Raw genomic sequence first — 16,390 nt, forward strand, 5'->3', positions numbered from 1 at the left:
ATCGATCAATACTGGCACCAGCAACCGCGGCGGACGCCGGAGCTTAACGTCAGAACGGCAGCCATCCAGAAAGCGTGCGTCAAAGCGACGAAATGGGCCCACACCGGCAGGGTTCCCTGGCCGAGCTTGCGAGGCTAGGGGGCCGGTGGGGAGCAGCACGCGTTGGATGACTGCCGTTCTGGCGACCTGTGACGGGTTAGCCGCCGATCGCCCGGAGCGCGTTCAGTTGGCCGTGGCCACTGAAGTTGTTATAGCCCGCGCCGCCCTTGCAGACCTGCGGCGCTCCATTGTCCAGCGCCGGGTAGAAGCTGTATATGCTCGTGTCCGGCGGGCAGGCCACCGGGTCCGCCGTGCCGGTGATGCGTGCGGCAACGGTTCCGGGGTTGCTGACGCCCGTGCTGACGATCAGTGCCGCGACACCGGCAACGTGGGGTGAGGCCATCGAGGTTCCCTGGAGGTAGCAGTAGGTGGCCCCGCTGGCGTCAACAACACGGCGGGTCGGCAGGCATGTGGTCGTCAGGAGGCTAGCCGGGTACGTGGAAAGCACTCGTCCGTTCGGTGCGGCAGCCGTCACCTGCAGCACCGAGTCACCGCCGGGTGCCATAACATCGGCAGCGCCCGAACCATAGTTTGAGAAGAACGATTTGAAGCCTTTGTTGCCGCTGGCCGTCACGCCGATCACGCCGGGAACCTCCGTGGGGATCACAGCGCACGCGTTGGTGATGTCCCGAATTACTGGCGTGGTGTCATCGGGGCTGGTGGCATCCTGGGTGGGATGGGCCAGGTCGTCCGCCTGGTTGCCTTCGGCTGCCACCACTGTGGTTCCGCTTTGCTGCGCGAACCTGATGGCCCTGCGCTCAGCCTCCCAGATGACCCGCTGAACGGGGTCGTTCTTGCAGTTGAAGAGCCAGGGGTCCGCAAAGTAGCTGTTGTTGGTCACCTGGATACCCTGGGTCCCTGCCCACATAAAGGCGCAGACTACTGCCTCGGGGAAGAAGAGGCCGTCAGCGTTGCCGGCCTTGATTCCGGCGATCTTTACGTTGGGGGCTACACCCACCATGCCGATGCCGTTCTTGGCCGCGGCGATGGTTCCCGCCGTGTGGGTTCCGTGGCCGTTGTCATCCATCCATGCTGTGGGGCTGGTGTTCGGTACGCCGCCCACGCAGGAGACACTCTTGGAGAAATCAACGTTCGGGGCCAGGTCCGGGTGGTTGTAGTCCAGTCCGGTGTCGATGTCACCGACCACCACCGAGCGGCTTCCCCCGTTGATGGCACGGGCCGCCGGGGCCTGGATCTGGTTCATGTCCCACTGGAGGCCGCCAAGGGAGTCCTCCCCCGGCGCGGGCACGCCGGGTGTTCCGGGCTCGACGGCCGCTTCGTTGGTACCGTCCTTCCCGGCTTCAACAGCCACGCCGAATCCGGCAGTGGAGGCGGCTCCCTGGACTGCAGGGTCCGCCCCGCGGAGGGCGGCGTCAAAACCGGCCCGGTCCGACGTCACAATCGCCACGCCGATCTGCGGATAGGCCTGCACGACGGTGCCGCCGGCGCTGCGCACCGCTGACAATGATTTGTCCGCCACGCCGTTGCCTTTGTACAGCACGATGTAGGTCTGCTTGCCGCCCTGCGTCGTCGACAGGTTCGCGGCTTGTGCTGCCTGCCCGTCGGCCGAGACCGCCGCGGGGGCTGTGGCCGCAGCCAGGCCGATGGCGAGCGCCAACGCCCCTGCGGAAGCCACAAGTTTGGTGAATCCTTGCATGGTCTAGCTCCATTTCTGCCGGCGTCGCAGCGGTAGCCACGTCCACGGGCAAGAGTCCTGGTTCACGATCCTGAGGGCTGTTGCCCGGATCCCTGCGGATACCCCGCCCAGCAAATGGGGTAACACCCGCAACACCAGACCCTAGTGACTCACCTCACACAATTTCAAGAGCGCGCGGGGGCGGCTTTCCGGGCTGACTCGATAATGCCCAGCACTGCCACCGCATCATCCGGGTCTACCGGCAGGGGCAGCGCGGAGGTGCTCCCGCCGTCGAGGATTTTGTCCCCCAGGATCCGGTAGAACTCCGGGTAGGCGCCCCGTTCCGTCGGCAGGGCATCCAGGTGCCCGTCCCGGCCCAACGCTCCAGCCCACTCGGGCGCCTCCACGCCGTATGCGGAATCCAGCGGGCCGCCGCCGGCCGCAATGTAGGGCTCCTGGGGGTCCACCCCGTGCTTGGTGAAGGCCCCGGCGGAGCCGAGGATCCGGAACCGCGGGCCCTGCTGGGCGCACAGCATGTTCATGGTCAGGTGGCTGAGGACGCCCGACCCGTGCTGTAAAACCACAAACGCATCGTCGTCCGCCTTCTCGTCCCGCCGGCGGATCTGAAGCTCGGCGTGGACAACCTCCGCCGGCCCGAACAGCTGGAGTGCCTGATCGATCAGATGCGTGCCGAGGTCGAACAGCACACCGCCGCCGTCCGCCGCGGTGGCACTGGCCTTCCAGGCCTTCGAAATCGCCGGCGACCACCGCTCGAAGCTGGACTCGAACCGCGATACCTCGCCCAGCGCATCCCCCGCCAGGAGCTTGCGGACAGTCAGGAAGTCGCCGTCCCAGCGCCGGTTGTGGAACACCGTGAGCACCCGGCCCAACCTGTCGGCCAGGGCGATCAGCTCCCGGCCCTGTGCGCTGCTGACTGCGAACGGCTTGTCCACCACCACGTCCAGCCCGGCCTCCAGCGCCGCCTTCGCCAGCGGGAAATGGGTGGCGGGCGGGGTTCCCAGCACCACAAGGTCAAGGTCACCGGCGAGCTCAAGGACAGCACCGCCGTCGCGCACTGTTTTGACGCCCGGGTACCGCTGCGTCGCCGCAGCCTGCCGGCCGGCGTCGGACGTGGCAATGACGTCCAGCGAGTAGCGGGGGTCCGCGGCAATGAGCGGCGCGTGGAAGACGCTCCCGGAGAGGCCATAGCCGACGACGGCGGTCCGGATGGCGTGTTCAGGTTCAGTGGTGTTCATAGGCAGTACCGTACCCGCACGCTCTCGCAGTTAATGTGCGTTAAAACCAAACGCTCTCTCACTCCCCGCGTATGACGGGCCGGAAGTGAGAGAGCGTTTAGGAAGAACCCACATTAAGTGAGAGAGCGTTACTTCTTCTGCCAGCCGAGGGTGGTCCAGTCCGGAACCTGGGACAGGCTCTGGAACAGGGACGGGCCGTAGTTGGCCAGGCCGGTGCGGACGAAGGAGATCTGCGGGCCGTTCATGACAACGCCCATGGAGAAATACTTCGCCATGTGCTCCTTCTCCACGTCCATCGCTGCCTTGTTGCGGGCGGCGTTGTCCTCGATGGAGGCCAGATCGGCGATCTTCTTGTCCAGATCCGCGTCCCCGAGTTTGTTCTCGTTGACCTTGGAGTCGTAGTACTGCTTGACGGCGTCCGTTGCATCAGCACCAACCGTGTAGCCGGAGATGCTCATGTCGAACTCGCGTGAGCCCAGGACCTTGCCGAAGTCGGCGGAAGCGCGCTGGTCGATCGCCACGTCCATGCCGCCGGCCTTGAGCTGGTTCTGGAGGGTCTGGGCGAAGGCCAGGGTGGTGGGGTCGTCGCCGAAGTTGCTGATCTTGAAGGCTGCCGGCTTGCCGTCCTTCTCCATGATGCCGCTGGCGTTCGCGGTGTAACCTGCGTCCGTGAGGACCTTCTTGGCGGCGTCCGGGCCGGTTTCCTTGACGGGGTAGTTGTCCTGGTAGTACTCGGAGAAGGGCAACAGCATCATGGATCCGGAGCTGGGCTCCTCCCAGTTCAGGCCGTTGAAGCGCACCTTGCGGAGGGCCTCCCGGTCCACGGCCGCGAAAATCGCCTTGCGCACGGCGACGTCCGTGATCCGCTGCGCGTTCAGGTTCATGCCGCCGGCGAAGAGCCGCTGGCCGCGGCGGATATCGGAATCCTTGGTGCCGTCAAGCTGCTTGTAGAGCGAGATGGTGTTCGCGGACATGGCGTCGATCTCACCGTTTTTGAAAGCGGCGATCTGGGCGCTGGTTTCCAGCTGGCGGAAGGTCACGTTGGCCAACACCGGCTTCTGGCCCCACCATTTGTCGTTCGGCACCAGCGTTACGGTCTTGGCGGCGGTGTCGTACTGGTCCAGCTTGAAGGGACCGGCCATCCATTCGGGGTGCAGGTTGCCGTTGTAGCCGTCGTTGAAGATCTCGGGGGTGTTCACGGCGGGGTGGATGAGCCCGAAGAAGAGCGAATCCACCGGGAAGACCGGACGGCTGGTCTTGACGATGACTTCCTTGTCGCTGCTGCCTGCTTCGACGGAATCAACGAACTCGTACGCCCCGGAGCTCACGATGTCGTAGCCGGCATCGGCGCTCTTGAGGATGTTCCAGGTGTTCTTGAAAGCCTTGACGTCAATGGGGGTGCCGTCGTTGTAGGTGGCTTTGGGGTTCACCTTGATGGTGACGGTCTGCTTGCCGTCCTTGACCACACTGTCCACGGACTCGCAGAAGTCCGTGTTGGGTGTGACCTTGCCCTTGAAGTCCACCTTCCAGCAGCCGCCGATGCCGCCGCTGTTCATGCCGATCGGGTTCATCGGGACCTGCAGGGCGGAGTTGTCCGCACTGTTGCCGTTGTTGGAGAACCCGTTGAAGTCAGGCCCAATGTTGCCCAGCGGCAGGGTGACCTTGCCGCCCTGCTCAAGATCCGCGGCTGGTTTTTCGTTGATGCTGATGAGCTTGGACAGATCGCTGCCCGATGCCTGGCCCTTGGCCGTTTCCGGGCCGGTGGGGGTTCCCCCGCCACCGCCGCAGGCCGTCAGCGTCAGGGCTGCGGCAAGTGCCGCAGCTCCGCCGATCCTGTTCAGATTCCTCATTGTTTTCCCTTCATAGGTGCGGGTGGTGCTTGTGATGGGTATGTAAAACCTAGGGTGCACTGGGGTCCGCCGCTTCGTGGACCACCAGCATGTCTTCGTCCAGTTCGCCGTCCGGGAAGAAACAGGCGAACTGCTGGTCTACGGCTGCGGTGGGGCCGGCTTCCAGGGCTTGCACTGCCTGGGAGGGCCGCACAGCTTCGAGCGGCGGCTCAAGGGTCAGGCACTTTTCCTGTTTGGCGGCCGGAAGTGCCGCGAAGACAGGGCACCGGGTGGCAAAGTTGCAGCCCTTGGGGGCATCCAGCGGGGACGGGAGGTCGCCTTTGAGGATGATCCGCTCTCTGGTGCGCTCAAACTGCGGGTCCGGCACGGGAATGGCGGACAGCAGCGCCCGGGTGTACGGGTGGCGAGGGTTGTCAAAGACCCGGTGTACCTCGCCGACCTCCACGATCTTGCCCAGGTACATCACTGCCACCCGGTTGGAGATGTGCCGGACCACCGAGAGGTCGTGCGCCACCATCAGGTAACTGAGGCCAAGTTCGGCGCGGAGCCGGTCCAGCAGGTTGATGACGCCGGCCTGCACGGAGACGTCCAGCGCGGACACCGGCTCGTCCAGGACCACCAGCTTCGGGTTTACAGCCAGGGCCCGGGCAATTCCCACCCGTTGGCGCTGGCCGCCGGAGAACTGGTTGGGAAACCGGTTGACGTGGTCCGGCTGCAGCCCCACAAGCTTCATCAGTTCCATGATGCGCTTTTTGATGGCCTGCTTGTCCATGCCTGCGTTCTGGAGCGGTTCAGCCAGGACCTCGTAGACGGTGAAGCGGGGATCCAGTGCACCCGTGGGATCCTGGAAAACCATCTGCATTTCCCTGCGCATGGCGGCTTTGGCCTTGGCATCAACCGCCTGCTTGTTGCTGATCCCGCCGATGACCACCTCACCGTCCTGGTCCTTGTGAAATTCCATGATTTCCAGGAGTGTGGTGGTTTTCCCGGAGCCGGACTCCCCCACAATGGAGAAGCACTCCCCTTCGCGGATGTCGAAGCTCAGGCCGTCCACCGCTTTGACAGTGCCGATGCGCCGTTTGAGGAGGGCGCCCTTGGTCAGCGGGAAGTACTTCCGGACTTCCTTGAGTTCCAGGACAGCGGAGCGTTCCCAGCGGGGGATGGCGTCAAACCGTGAGACGGGAACCGGCGGAGCCGAGAAGATCTCGAGTGCATTAACTTCTCCGCCGAGTTCTTCGGACCTGATGCAGGCGGCCTTGTGCGAGGCGTGGCCGTCGGCCGGCAGCAGTGGCGGTTCCCCGGACAGGCAGGCCTCGGTGACCAGCGGGCACCGGGGTGCGAACGAGCAGCCCGTGGGGGTGTGGAGCAGGTTGGGCGGGATGCCGTCGATCGGCACCAGCGAGGACTTCTCTGCAACATCCACCCTGGGAACGGCCCCGAGCAACCCCATGGTGTAGGGCATGCGCGGGTTGTAGTAGATATCGTCCACCGGGCCGGTTTCCACCGGTTTTCCCGCGTACATGACCATGATGTCGTCCGCCATGCCCGCCACGACGCCGAGATCGTGCGTGATCATCACGACGGCGGCCCCGGTCTCCTCCTGTGCCGTATGAAGCACCTCAAGCACCTGGGCCTGGATGGTGACGTCCAGCGCCGTCGTCGGCTCATCAGCGATCAGGACCCGCGGATTATTGGCGATGGCAATGGCGATCATCACGCGCTGGCGCATGCCGCCGGAGAACTCGTGCGGGAAGGCCTTGAGCCGGTTCTTCGGGCTGGGAATGCCCACCATCGCCAGCAGTTCGACGGCGCGGGCCTCCTTCGCCGATTTGCTCATGCCAGGGTTGTGGATGGTCAGGGCCTCGGTGATCTGGGCCCCCACCGTGTACACCGGGGTCAGGGAGGACAGTGGGTCCTGGAACACCATGGCGATGTCATTGCCGCGGTGCGCGCACATGGCTTTGTCGCTGAGGCCCAGCAGTTCCTGGCCCTTAAGCCGGACCGAGCCGGAGATCTCCGCAGTGGACGGCAGCAGGCCCATGATGGCCAGCGACGTCACCGACTTGCCGGAACCGGACTCCCCTACGATTCCCAGGGTCTTGCCCGGCATTAGGTCGAAGTCCACGCCCCGGACCGCGTGCACGGAGCCGTTTTCGGAGTTGAAGCTGACGTGCAGGTCCCGGACGGACAGCACCGCGTCCGACGGCGAGTGGAGGCCTGCGATGTGCAGCCGTTCGGCTGTTGTGCCGGCCGGGTCAGCCGGACCGATGGTGGTTTCGTTGCTCATTTGCCGGCCCTCTGTCCGTTTTTCTTTTTTGCCCGGCCAACGGAACTGGAGCTGGGGTCGAAGGCGTCCCGAAGTCCGTCGTTCATCATGGCCAGGGACCCGGTCAGCAGAAACATCACCGTCAGCGGAACCCAGAACATCCAGGGAAAGGTCTGGACCTGGGACGTAGCGCCGCCGATCAGGACGCCCAGGCTGACGTCCGGAACCTTGATGCCGATGCCGATGAAGGAGAACGCGACTTCGGCCAGGATGGCGCCGGTGACACCCCGGGTGATGTCCAGGACGAGTAGCGACCCGATGTTGGGCACCAGGTGCCGCCAGACGATCCGGCGCGGCGGTACCCCCATGTACTGGGCTGCTTTGACGAAGTCACGCTGCATGAGCGACATGGACAGTGAACGGATCAGCCTGGCCGTGCCCATCCAGCTGAACACCAGGAGAACGATGATCAGCAGGAGCCAGCTGGGGAGGTTCTGCTTCAAAGTGCCCCCGCCGCCGCTCGTGGCCACAGCCACCACCAGCAGCGCGGGCATCATGATGAGGGCCTCCAGGACAAAGAGCATGACTTTGTCCACTTTCCCGCCGAAGTAGGCCATGGTGCATCCGTACACGGCAGCGATCAGGACGGACACCAGGCCCACAATCAGGCCTATCAGGATGGAGATGCGGGTCCCTTCAACCGTCATGGCGTAGAGGTCGATGCCCGCCTGGGAGGTGCCAAGGAAGTGGTCGCCGGAGGGCGGCATGCCAATGTTGAACGGGTCGATGGTTTCCTTGTCCCAGGGCGTGAAGAAGCCCCCGACAAAGGAGAAGATGGTCAGTGCCAGGAAGATGGCCAGCCCTGCGACCGCCGTCTTGTTCCGCATAAAGCGGCGGAAGATGATGGTGGATTTTCCGATCACGGCGTCGGCGCTGTCCAGGTGCGCATCCTGGGCCACCGCTGCGGCATCAACTGAATTGAGGTTGGTCATGGCTACTGCACCCGCACTCTCGGGTCGACAAGCGTGGTGGCGAAGTCCGCGAGGATGGCACCGATGGCGAAGATGACCGAACCGTAGGCCAGCGTGGCTGTAGCGGCGTTGACGTCCTGCAGCGAGATGGCGTCGATGCTCCACGAGCCGACGCCGGGCCACGCAAAGATCTTCTCGGCAAAGAAGCCGCCGGCGAAAATTGCCGGGACGGTGAAGGCGATGCTCTGGGCCACGGGGATGAACGAGACCCGCAGGGCGTGCCGGGAAATGGCCTGGTTGCGGGTCAGGCCCTTGGCACGGGCGGTCCGGACGAAATCGGCATTGACGTTGTCCAGCAGGTACTGCCGCTGCGCGATCTGGTATGAACCCCAGCCCACCAGCGTGATGGCGATGGTGGGCACCGCATAGTGGGCGAGCATGTCCGCGAACTGTGCCCACCCCGGCGCCATGCCGGGGGTGGAGATGCCGGTGACGAAGAAGATGCGTTCGCCGACGGTCTCGTTGATGTTGATGGCGCCGAGCTGCACCAGGAAGTAGGCGATGGGTGCGGGGACGATGTAGGCGAGGTAGCTGTAGGAAGTGATCACCCGGTCCTGGAACTTGTACTGGCGGGCGGCCGAGTACACGCCAAGGGCGACACCGATGACCAGCGTCAGGATGATGGCGGCGAGGAACAGCCTGGTGGAGATCCAGACGCGGTCCCCGAACTCGGCATTGATAAAGGCACCGTTGGGGCTGCGTCCCCAATCCCAGCGCGTGACAATTCCGGTAAGCCACTCAACGTAGCGTTCCCAGGGGCTCAGGTCCGGGTCCAGCCCTTTCAGGCGCATGGAGTTGGCAACCTGTTCGGGGGTGGGACGGGGAATCCGCTCCTGTTCCAGCAGAGCCGGCTTGAGGGAACTGACCGCCAGGAAGTACCCGGCCGACGTGGTCAGGAAAATCATAAAAACGTAGGTGATGCCGCGTTTGGCAAGGTACCGGAGCATGTGGCGTCTACTTCAGGATCTGGGCCGCCGTTTGGATTGCACAGGAACATCCCAGGGGATCGCCCCAGGTATGCAACGGAGTGTATGCCTTGAGTGCATCCATGTTCCAGATCCTTCCAAAATTTACCTGCCGCACCGCGGGTCTCGCGGCTCCCAGGTGTACACCAGCGCGTCGCTGGCCTCCGACGACCGTCGCAGGCCAGCCCGGGTAGTGGACTATGTTGCGGGTCACATTCCAGAGGAAACTACCACATAGACGGAGCCCGAAAGTGGCCATTTTCGTCGAAACCGACGGCCCCGTATCAGATCGTTATGAATAACTCAGGGGAATTGATTTGACTGGACGGTGACAGCATTTGCGGCTACCCTAACGGCGACTGACAACCCGCGTGACAAGTTCACGCCACGTCGACGTGAGCCGCTCGGGGGTCACGCCCTGTACCCGGACCGCATACAGCAGCCGCTCCGGGTCAAGGGTGGAGATGAGCGTCATGGCCATCAGCACGGGGTCCGCCTCCATGCTTTCTTCCCGCAGCAGGACTTCGACGTGCCGCTGCCACAGCAGCGCCGCGGGAACCTCATACCTGCCCTGCGCCGAACTCTCCGCGGCGCGCACCAGATCTCCGTGCTCCAGCACGTAGGCGACGCGGGCCGAGCCAAAGGCAATCAGCCGCTCCAGGCCTGGAGCCCCGGGTCCCAGCGGCGGCGGGCCAAACATGAACCGGGCCTGGAAGGCGGCTTCGGAATCGCTGAGCAGGGACATCATCAGCCCGGTCCGGCTGCCGAACCTGCGGAAGACAGTTCCCTTACCCACCCGGGCACGCTCGGCCAGCCTGTCCATGGTGAGTGCGTCCACGCCGCCTTCGGCGATCAGGTCGCGCGCTGCGCCCAGCAGCCGTTCCCGGTTCCGCGCCGCATCACTCCGCTCCGCCACCGGGCCAACCAGCGGTGCGGCACGCGATGCTGGCAGCAATGGGATGTAACTCACAGTCCACATCCTAGCCGCACGGGAATATTAATCGGACCGCAGTCCGTTTAGCTGATGAAGGCGGCAATCTGCGCCTCCACCCTTCCACCGGCCGACGGCCCAGCCCCGGCCCGACACCAGGAGTTCGTATGTCCAAGAGCACCATCCTCACCCTTGTTGGCAGCCTCCGCGCCGAATCCACCAACCAGAAGCTGGCCGAAGCCATCCAGCTCAACGCCCCCGAGCAGGTTGACGTTGTCATCCACGAAAGCCTGGGCAACATTCCCTTCTACAACGAAGACATCGACGTTGAGGGCCAGGTGCCCGCTGCCGCCGCCGCCCTGCGCGCTGCCGCCACCGAGGCCGACACCGTCCTCCTGGTTACCCCCGAGCACAACGGCACGGTTCCGGCGTCCCTGAAGAACGCCATCGACTGGCTGTCCCGCCCCTTCGGCGCCGGCGCCCTCGCCGGCAAGCCCACCGCCGTCGTGGGAACCGCCTTTGGTCAGTTCGGCGGCGTCTGGGCCCAGGACGAAGCCCGCAAGGCAGTCGGCATTGCCGGCGCCCAGGTCCTCGAGGACGCCAAGCTGGCCGTCCCCGGCTCCATGGTCCGGTTCGCCGAACTGCACCCGAAGGACGACGCCGAGGTAGTGGAGCAGATCAAGGGCGTCTTCGACGCGATCTCCGCCGCTCAGAGGGCCGCGCAGACCGCAGCCTAAGGCCGGCGCTGGCACGAGCCAGCCCCCAGATCCTCAGATGCCCCGGACACCGCAAGGTGGCCGGGGCATCTGTCCGCCCGCCATCTGTCTGCCCGTGACGATTTTGTTACCGCGGCGTGCGCCCCGCGGCGCCCACGTAACCAAGTCTTGGCCCAACCGCTACCGGTCGGCCATTCTCACCGCGCCGGGACCGCCGTACCGTTAATTGCAGGAAATGGAGCAGGGAACGACGTGCAGCAGGCACCTGCACACGAGGTTGACGGAAACGCGGCGGGGCATGGCAGGCAGCTGGAGGGCCGGGAGGCTTGCGGTGACGACGGCGGCGCTCACCCTGCCGCTGTGGCTCGGCTCCTGCACACCGGGCCTGCCCCCTCCCGCCGGCAGCGTCCCGGCCGGCGCCACTGGCGTCGGGGCCACGGAGGCGCCGGGAGCAGTTTCGCTGCCGGCGCCCCGGCCGCAGTCGCCTCCCCCGGCCGCGGCGGAGTCGGAAACCGCCGCCGTTCCCCCGGTTACAGCACAGCAGCTCACCCCGCCCGTCGGTACCGGCGGCACCACCGGCAGCGCCGGCATAGTCCAAACCGCTTCGGCCTCCGGTGCGGGACCCGGCCCGGCAGCACCGAGGCCTTCTCCCGCCCCTGAACCATCTCCTTCGCCGCCATCCAACCCGCCGCCGGCGCCGCCGCCTGCGGCGTCCGGGCGCCAGGCCGGCCAGCAGACCCCCGGCAGGCCGGTCACGGCCTACTACGTGGTGCTTGGCGACGCCGGCGCGAAAGGTGTCCGCTTTGGCTGCAATGACAGCCTCGCAGGTATCCGCCGCTCCCCCGGGGGACCGGCCGAGCCGTTGGCTGCGGCCATGAATGCGCTGCTCGACGGGTCCGTGGAGCCGTCCCCCGGCCTGTACAACGCACTGTCAGCCTCGACGCTGACGTTCCTGTCCGGCACGTTCGACGGTTACACGGTGACCGTTTACCTCTCCGGCACACTCCATCCGGGCGGAGTGTGCGACATCCCCAGGGTCGAGGCCCAGCTCACCCAAACCGCCGTGGCGTCAGTGGGCGCCATCCGCGCGGAGATCTATGTCAATGGTGTGAGGCTCGCGGATGTTCTCAGCCTGAAGTGACGGCCTGAAGTGACGGCCTCTGGCAATCAAAGCAACAGATGTTGCCTTATTGGAAACATGCGGCTGTATCCTGAGGATGTGACCCACGAAACGCTTGATGCTGCAGAAGCACCACTTCCGGCCGAAGCCATTGACGCAATCGAACGCGCGGCGACCTCTGCCCACCGCGCGGCGCATCCACACGAGGCCCTCTTTTCGGCGCGCGCCGCCAATATCAAGCAATCCGCCGTCCGGGACGTTTTCGACATCTCGCTGCGTCCGGGACTCGTGTCCCTCGCGGGCGGCAGCCCCTACCTGCAGTCCCTTCCACTGGAACGCCTCGCCGCGACGGCCGCCGACATCATCGCCAAGGACGGACTCACCGCCCTGCAGTACGGCGGCGGCCAGGGCACCGAGGAACTGCGCGCGCAGATCTGCGAGGTGATGGCCGCCGAAGGAATCTTGGATGCCCTGCCGCAGAACGTGGTGATCACCGCCGGCTCCCAGTCGGCCCAGGATGTGGCCACGAAGGTCTTCTGTAATCCGGGTGACGTGGTGCTGGTGGAGGACCCCACCTACGTGGGAGCCCTGAACACCTTCGAGGCGTATCAGGTTGAAGTCGCCACCGTGGAAATGGACGACGACGGCCTGGTGCCCGAGCTGCTGGAGGCCAGGATCGCGGCGCTCCAGACCGCCGGGAAAAACATCAAGCTGCTCTACACCATCCCCAACTTCAACAATCCCTCCGGGATCACGTTGGGTGCGGAGCGCAGGCAGCAGATTGTCGATATATGCCGCAAGGCGAATATTATTGTGCTTGAGGACAACCCGTACGGTCTGTTGCGCTACCAGGGACAGCCGCTGGAACCCCTTCGCGCCGCGAATCCCGCCGACGTTATCTACTTGGGTTCTTTTTCGAAGATCTTCGCCCCGGGCCTTCGCATCGGCTGGGCCCTGGTGCCCGACCATCTGCAGCGGCGCTACTACCTGGCCTCGGAGTCCGTTACGTTGTGCCCGCCTGCGTTCAACCAGATGCTCGTCTCGGCGTACCTCCGGGACTACGACTGGAAGGGCCAGATCGAAACCTACCGGGGCATCTACGCTGAACGGTGCGCGGCAATGCTGGCCGCACTGGAAAAACATATGCCCGCAGGCACCGCCTGGACCAGCCCCGAGGGCGGTTTCTTCGTATGGGTCACCCTCCCCGAAGGCGTGGACACCTACCCCGTGCTGAAGCAGGCCATCGACGCCGGCGTCGTTTTTATCCCGGGGGCCGCCTTCACGCCGTCCGATGAACCGTCGAACAAGCTAAGGCTGGCCTTTAGCGCGGTGCCGCCGGAAGCAATTGACGAGGGAGTTCGACGCCTTGCCGGGGTACTGCGGGAAAACCTCGCGGCGTTGTAACGTTGGCCGGACTGAGTACGGCCAACTTCATCTCTACAAGGAGTACAAAGCATGAGCGGAATTATCGTTGTGGGCGTTGATGGCAGCGGGACTGCCAAAAAGGCTGCCGAGGCGGCCAGGGACCTCGCCGTCGCTTTAGGCGGCTCCCTGCACGTGGTCTCGGCCTTCGACAGTGACCGCACAGAGGTTTTCGGCTCCGGGAGTGACCGGTGGATCGTTTCTGACGCCGACGGCGCGGAGCACGTGGCCAAAACCGTGGCCGATGCCCTGGCCGGCAGCGTCAAGGTCACGTACTCGGCCGCCCGCGGCAAGCCCGCCGACGCACTGATCAACGAAGCCGAACGCCTCGGCGCCAAAATGATCGTGGTGGGTAACCGCCGGATGCGCGGCATCGGCCGCGTGCTGGGCAGCGTGGCCAACAGCGTGGCGCACAACGCCACCTGCGACGTCTACATCGCCAACACGTACGACGCCGACTGACCGCGAGCCGGACACCATGCACTGAGCCTGTGCATGGTGTCCGTTCTCACCCCGTTTCAGCCGGATTGGGCCTGCCCCGGACGATAAAATGGGAGTGCCCCCAACGGAGCGGTCACTCACTCTCCACCTCCAAAGGGGCCCCATTTTGCTTACTCTCCAGCGCCGCCAGTTTGTTGGCCACGACATCCTCCTTGCCCGCCACGGCAACCACATCTGCTCAATGCGCCTGGACCGCGGCGCCGGACGGGTCATTGCGCTCCTGGACGACGGCTCGGTGGACAGCGCGCCCAACCTCATCGCCCCGGACCTCCGCCTCCCGGCCACCATCCGGAGCGTCCTCTATGAGGACAGGAAATTCTTCGCCGGGATCGCGGCCGTCGCCGTGATCCTCGGCGGTCTGGTCTTCGGAACATCAGCCGCCCTGACCCAAACATGGGCCGGAAGCCCGGAAATGCTCGAGATGCTCACGGCCTACTCCGCCTACGGATACTAAACGGCCCTGAGCTAGAGAAGCCAGTCCCGCAGGACCACCCACAGCCCGGCCATCACCAGGCCGCCGAACAGCGAGCCGGCCACCACCTGCGCCAATGTGTGGGCGCGCAGGACCACCCTGGACCAGCCGACGGCCGGAATCAGTATCAGCAGCGGCAGCCACGCCGGGCCGAGCATCAGTACGGAGATCGCCGCTGCCGACGACACTGCGGCCGCGTGCCCGCTGATCTTCCAGAACGGGCTGACGGCGGCCAGCATCACGATGCCCGCCACGATGCCGAGCACCATGACCACAACGCTGCGCGGCGACCCGACGGCGGAGAGCACCACCAGCCCGGCGATGACACAGGCCAGTGCCATGAGGAGCACCGGCGCCCGCTGACGCCGGTCGCTGACGTGATGGTCCGTGACTTTGCCCAGCCGCACAAGGATAAGCAGCAGGAACAGCGGCAGCACACAGACAAAGACGGCAGCAAGTGCCCCGTAGCCGATGGTCCCCGGAAAACCGGGTTCGATCACGGGGCTGATGAGCAGTTGCAGCGTCACCACCACCGGCGGCTGGAAAGCCTCAGTCAGCCATCTGGCCGTCCGGTTCCTGGCACGGAGCGCCGCCGGGCTCGCAGCTCTGGATTCCCTAGTCAAGAAGGAGCGCCGGCTCCTCAAGGATCGCGGCGACGTCGGCCATAAAACGGGCAGACAGGTCACCGTCAACCACTCTGTGGTCGAACGAGCCGCCAAGGGTGGTGATCCAGCGCGGAATGACTTCGCCGTCGAGCACCCACGGCTTCTGCTTAATGGTTCCGAAGGCCACGATGGCCACTTCCCCCGGATTGATAATGGGCGTTCCCGTGTCAATCCCCAAAGCACCGATGTTGGTGATGGTGAGCGTTCCACCCTGCATCTCGGCCGGCCGGGTTTTGCCTGCCCGGGCGGTGGTGGCCAGATTGTTCAGGGCCAGCGCGAGCTCTTTAAGGGAAAGATCCTGGGCGTCCTTGATGTTCGGCACCATGAGCCCGCGCGGGGTGGCGGCGGCGATGCCCAGGTTCATGTAGTGCTTGACGTGGATCTCGGCGGAGTCCGTCCCGTCCACGTTGTCCACCCACGTGGCGTTGACGCTGGGGTTCCGGGCGGCAGCCCAGATGACGGCCTTGGCCAGGATCAGCAGCGGCGAAACCTTGATCCCCTCAAAATCGCGGGAGGCCTTCAACCGCTTGACGAATTCCATGGTGCGGCTGGCATCGACGTCAACAAAGATGCTTACGTGCGGGGCGGCGAAGGCCGACTCCACCATGGCCTTGGCAGTGGCCTTCCGGACGCCCTTGACGGGAATGCGTTCTATCCGCTGGTCCTGCGGCTTGCCGGCCGTGCCCCAGAAGTGGTCTGCCTTGTCATGCTCGGCGTCCCGCTGCGCCTGGTAGCTGACCAGGTCCTCACGCGTGACTTCTCCCCGGAAACCCGTGGCCACCACATCCGCGAGGTCGATTCCCAGGTCGCGGGCAATTTTGCGGACCGGCGGTTTGGCCAGGACCCGGTTCACCAGGCCGGTGATGGTTCCGCCGAGGGTGGGGCGGGTGTCAACGGGGAGGGCCTGGCCGGAAGCCCGGTTGCCGGGACCGGCGGCACTCTCTGGGCGGCCGGCAAAGACTTCAGTCAGGGTGTGGGGCTGGACGGGTTCGACCTCGGGGGCGTTCATTGACAGTGCGGAGGCCGGAGCCGCCTTACGGGGCCGGCGCTTGACGGCGTCCGCCTTCGGCCCCGATCCCACCAGCGGACCGCCGGCCGGGGCACCACCGGAAGTGTCGCCGTCGTCGGTTGGAAGCGTGCCGTACAGCGGCTGCACGGGGCTGGCCGGTGCGCGGACATCGGCGGGGGTCGGGTCACCGGTGACAGTGTCGGAGACACTGATCATGGGGGTTCCGACGTCGATGGTCACGCCTTCGGCGACCAGGAGCTCGGTGACGGTCCCGGCGAACGGGGACGGCAGCTCAACGAGTGACTTGGCGGTCTCGATTTCGCACAGGACGTCGTTGACCGCCACGGTGTCGCCGGGCTTGACCTTCCAGGCGACAACTTCCGCCTCGGTGAGGCCTTCGCCCACATCGGGCAGGTTGAACTTGTTCAGAGTCATGGTGTCCTCATTTGCG

General features: G+C 65.2%; 14 protein-coding genes. 5 read left to right on the forward strand and 9 right to left on the reverse strand.

Annotated elements, in window-relative coordinates:
* Positions 1-196: 196 nt before the first annotated feature.
* The 7 genes from SBP01_RS18945 to SBP01_RS18975 all read right to left on the reverse strand — a co-directional run bounded on the left by SBP01_RS18945 (position 197) and on the right by SBP01_RS18975 (position 10,073).
* Positions 197-1,756: a S8 family serine peptidase gene (locus tag SBP01_RS18945; RefSeq protein WP_320536913.1), complete on the reverse strand. Its 1,560-nt coding sequence runs from the start codon at positions 1,754-1,756 to the stop codon at positions 197-199.
* A gap of 164 nt (positions 1,757-1,920) precedes the next feature.
* Entirely contained in the window at positions 1,921-2,991 is a 1,071-nt protein-coding gene (locus SBP01_RS18950; RefSeq protein ID WP_320536914.1) for a Gfo/Idh/MocA family oxidoreductase, read from the reverse strand.
* A 128-nt stretch (positions 2,992-3,119) separates the two neighbouring features.
* The gene (locus SBP01_RS18955) at positions 3,120-4,841 is read right to left on the reverse strand and encodes an ABC transporter family substrate-binding protein (protein WP_275213119.1); all 1,722 of its coding nucleotides are present in this window, start codon (positions 4,839-4,841) and stop codon (positions 3,120-3,122) included.
* 49 nt (positions 4,842-4,890) lie between these two features.
* Entirely contained in the window at positions 4,891-7,128 is a 2,238-nt protein-coding gene (locus tag SBP01_RS18960; protein ID WP_320536915.1) for an ABC transporter ATP-binding protein, read from the reverse strand.
* Positions 7,125-8,099, reverse strand: coding sequence for an ABC transporter permease (locus tag SBP01_RS18965; RefSeq protein WP_275213116.1), 975 nt, complete (start codon positions 8,097-8,099; stop codon positions 7,125-7,127). The genes SBP01_RS18960 and SBP01_RS18965 overlap by 4 nt, the downstream gene beginning before the upstream one ends.
* A 2-nt stretch (positions 8,100-8,101) precedes the next feature.
* Positions 8,102-9,085, reverse strand: a complete 984-nt coding sequence (locus tag SBP01_RS18970) for an ABC transporter permease (protein WP_275213115.1) — start codon at positions 9,083-9,085, stop codon at positions 8,102-8,104.
* 367 nt (positions 9,086-9,452) lie between these two features.
* The gene (locus tag SBP01_RS18975; RefSeq protein WP_275213113.1) at positions 9,453-10,073 is read right to left on the reverse strand and encodes a TetR/AcrR family transcriptional regulator; all 621 of its coding nucleotides are present in this window, start codon (positions 10,071-10,073) and stop codon (positions 9,453-9,455) included.
* 128 nt (positions 10,074-10,201) lie between these two features.
* Here SBP01_RS18975 and SBP01_RS18980 point away from each other — a divergent pair, with 128 nt between their 5' ends.
* The 5 genes from SBP01_RS18980 (at position 10,202) to SBP01_RS19000 (ending at position 14,247) form a co-directional block, all read left to right on the forward strand.
* A complete protein-coding gene (locus tag SBP01_RS18980; RefSeq protein ID WP_275213111.1) occupies positions 10,202-10,771 on the forward strand; it encodes an NAD(P)H-dependent oxidoreductase in 570 nt (189 codons plus the stop codon).
* A gap of 277 nt (positions 10,772-11,048) precedes the next feature.
* On the forward strand, positions 11,049-11,891 hold the full coding sequence (locus tag SBP01_RS18985; protein WP_275213110.1) for a GerMN domain-containing protein: 843 nt from the start codon (positions 11,049-11,051) through the stop codon (positions 11,889-11,891).
* A gap of 78 nt (positions 11,892-11,969) precedes the next feature.
* Positions 11,970-13,274 carry a PLP-dependent aminotransferase family protein gene (locus SBP01_RS18990; protein WP_320536917.1) on the forward strand — a complete coding sequence of 435 codons (1,305 nt, stop codon included), beginning with the start codon at positions 11,970-11,972 and terminating at the stop codon, positions 13,272-13,274.
* Between the two features lie 51 nt (positions 13,275-13,325).
* Positions 13,326-13,754, forward strand: coding sequence for a universal stress protein (locus SBP01_RS18995; protein WP_275213108.1), 429 nt, complete (start codon positions 13,326-13,328; stop codon positions 13,752-13,754).
* A 145-nt stretch (positions 13,755-13,899) separates the two neighbouring features.
* Positions 13,900-14,247, forward strand: coding sequence for a hypothetical protein (locus SBP01_RS19000; protein ID WP_275213107.1), 348 nt, complete (start codon positions 13,900-13,902; stop codon positions 14,245-14,247).
* Positions 14,248-14,258: 11 nt separating this feature from the next.
* Here the strand turns inward: SBP01_RS19000 and SBP01_RS19005 are convergent, their stop codons facing one another.
* The gene (locus tag SBP01_RS19005; protein ID WP_275213106.1) at positions 14,259-14,888 is read right to left on the reverse strand and encodes a phosphatase PAP2 family protein; all 630 of its coding nucleotides are present in this window, start codon (positions 14,886-14,888) and stop codon (positions 14,259-14,261) included.
* Positions 14,881-16,374, reverse strand: a complete 1,494-nt coding sequence (locus SBP01_RS19010; RefSeq protein WP_320536918.1) for a dihydrolipoamide acetyltransferase family protein — start codon at positions 16,372-16,374, stop codon at positions 14,881-14,883. Before SBP01_RS19010 ends, SBP01_RS19005 begins: the two co-directional genes overlap by 8 nt.
* Between the last annotated feature and the right edge of the window lie 16 nt (positions 16,375-16,390).

Source organism: Pseudarthrobacter sp. IC2-21 (assembly GCF_034048115.1).
In the GTDB taxonomy this organism is placed as follows: Bacteria; Actinomycetota; Actinomycetes; order Actinomycetales; family Micrococcaceae; genus Arthrobacter; species Arthrobacter naphthalenicus.

Coding starts and splice junctions, on each gene's coding strand:
- SBP01_RS18945 (WP_320536913.1), bottom strand. CDS start 1,756: ATGCAAGGATTCACCAAACTTGTGGCTTCCGCAGGGGCGTTGGCGCTC.
- SBP01_RS18950 (WP_320536914.1), bottom strand. CDS start 2,991: ATGAACACCACTGAACCTGAACACGCCATCCGGACCGCCGTCGTCGGC.
- SBP01_RS18955 (WP_275213119.1), bottom strand. CDS start 4,841: ATGAGGAATCTGAACAGGATCGGCGGAGCTGCGGCACTTGCCGCAGCC.
- SBP01_RS18960 (WP_320536915.1), bottom strand. CDS start 7,128: ATGAGCAACGAAACCACCATCGGTCCGGCTGACCCGGCCGGCACAACA.
- SBP01_RS18965 (WP_275213116.1), bottom strand. CDS start 8,099: ATGACCAACCTCAATTCAGTTGATGCCGCAGCGGTGGCCCAGGATGCG.
- SBP01_RS18970 (WP_275213115.1), bottom strand. CDS start 9,085: ATGCTCCGGTACCTTGCCAAACGCGGCATCACCTACGTTTTTATGATT.
- SBP01_RS18980 (WP_275213111.1), top strand. CDS start 10,202: ATGTCCAAGAGCACCATCCTCACCCTTGTTGGCAGCCTCCGCGCCGAA.
- SBP01_RS18985 (WP_275213110.1), top strand. CDS start 11,049: ATGGCAGGCAGCTGGAGGGCCGGGAGGCTTGCGGTGACGACGGCGGCG.
- SBP01_RS18995 (WP_275213108.1), top strand. CDS start 13,326: ATGAGCGGAATTATCGTTGTGGGCGTTGATGGCAGCGGGACTGCCAAA.
- SBP01_RS19010 (WP_320536918.1), bottom strand. CDS start 16,374: ATGACTCTGAACAAGTTCAACCTGCCCGATGTGGGCGAAGGCCTCACC.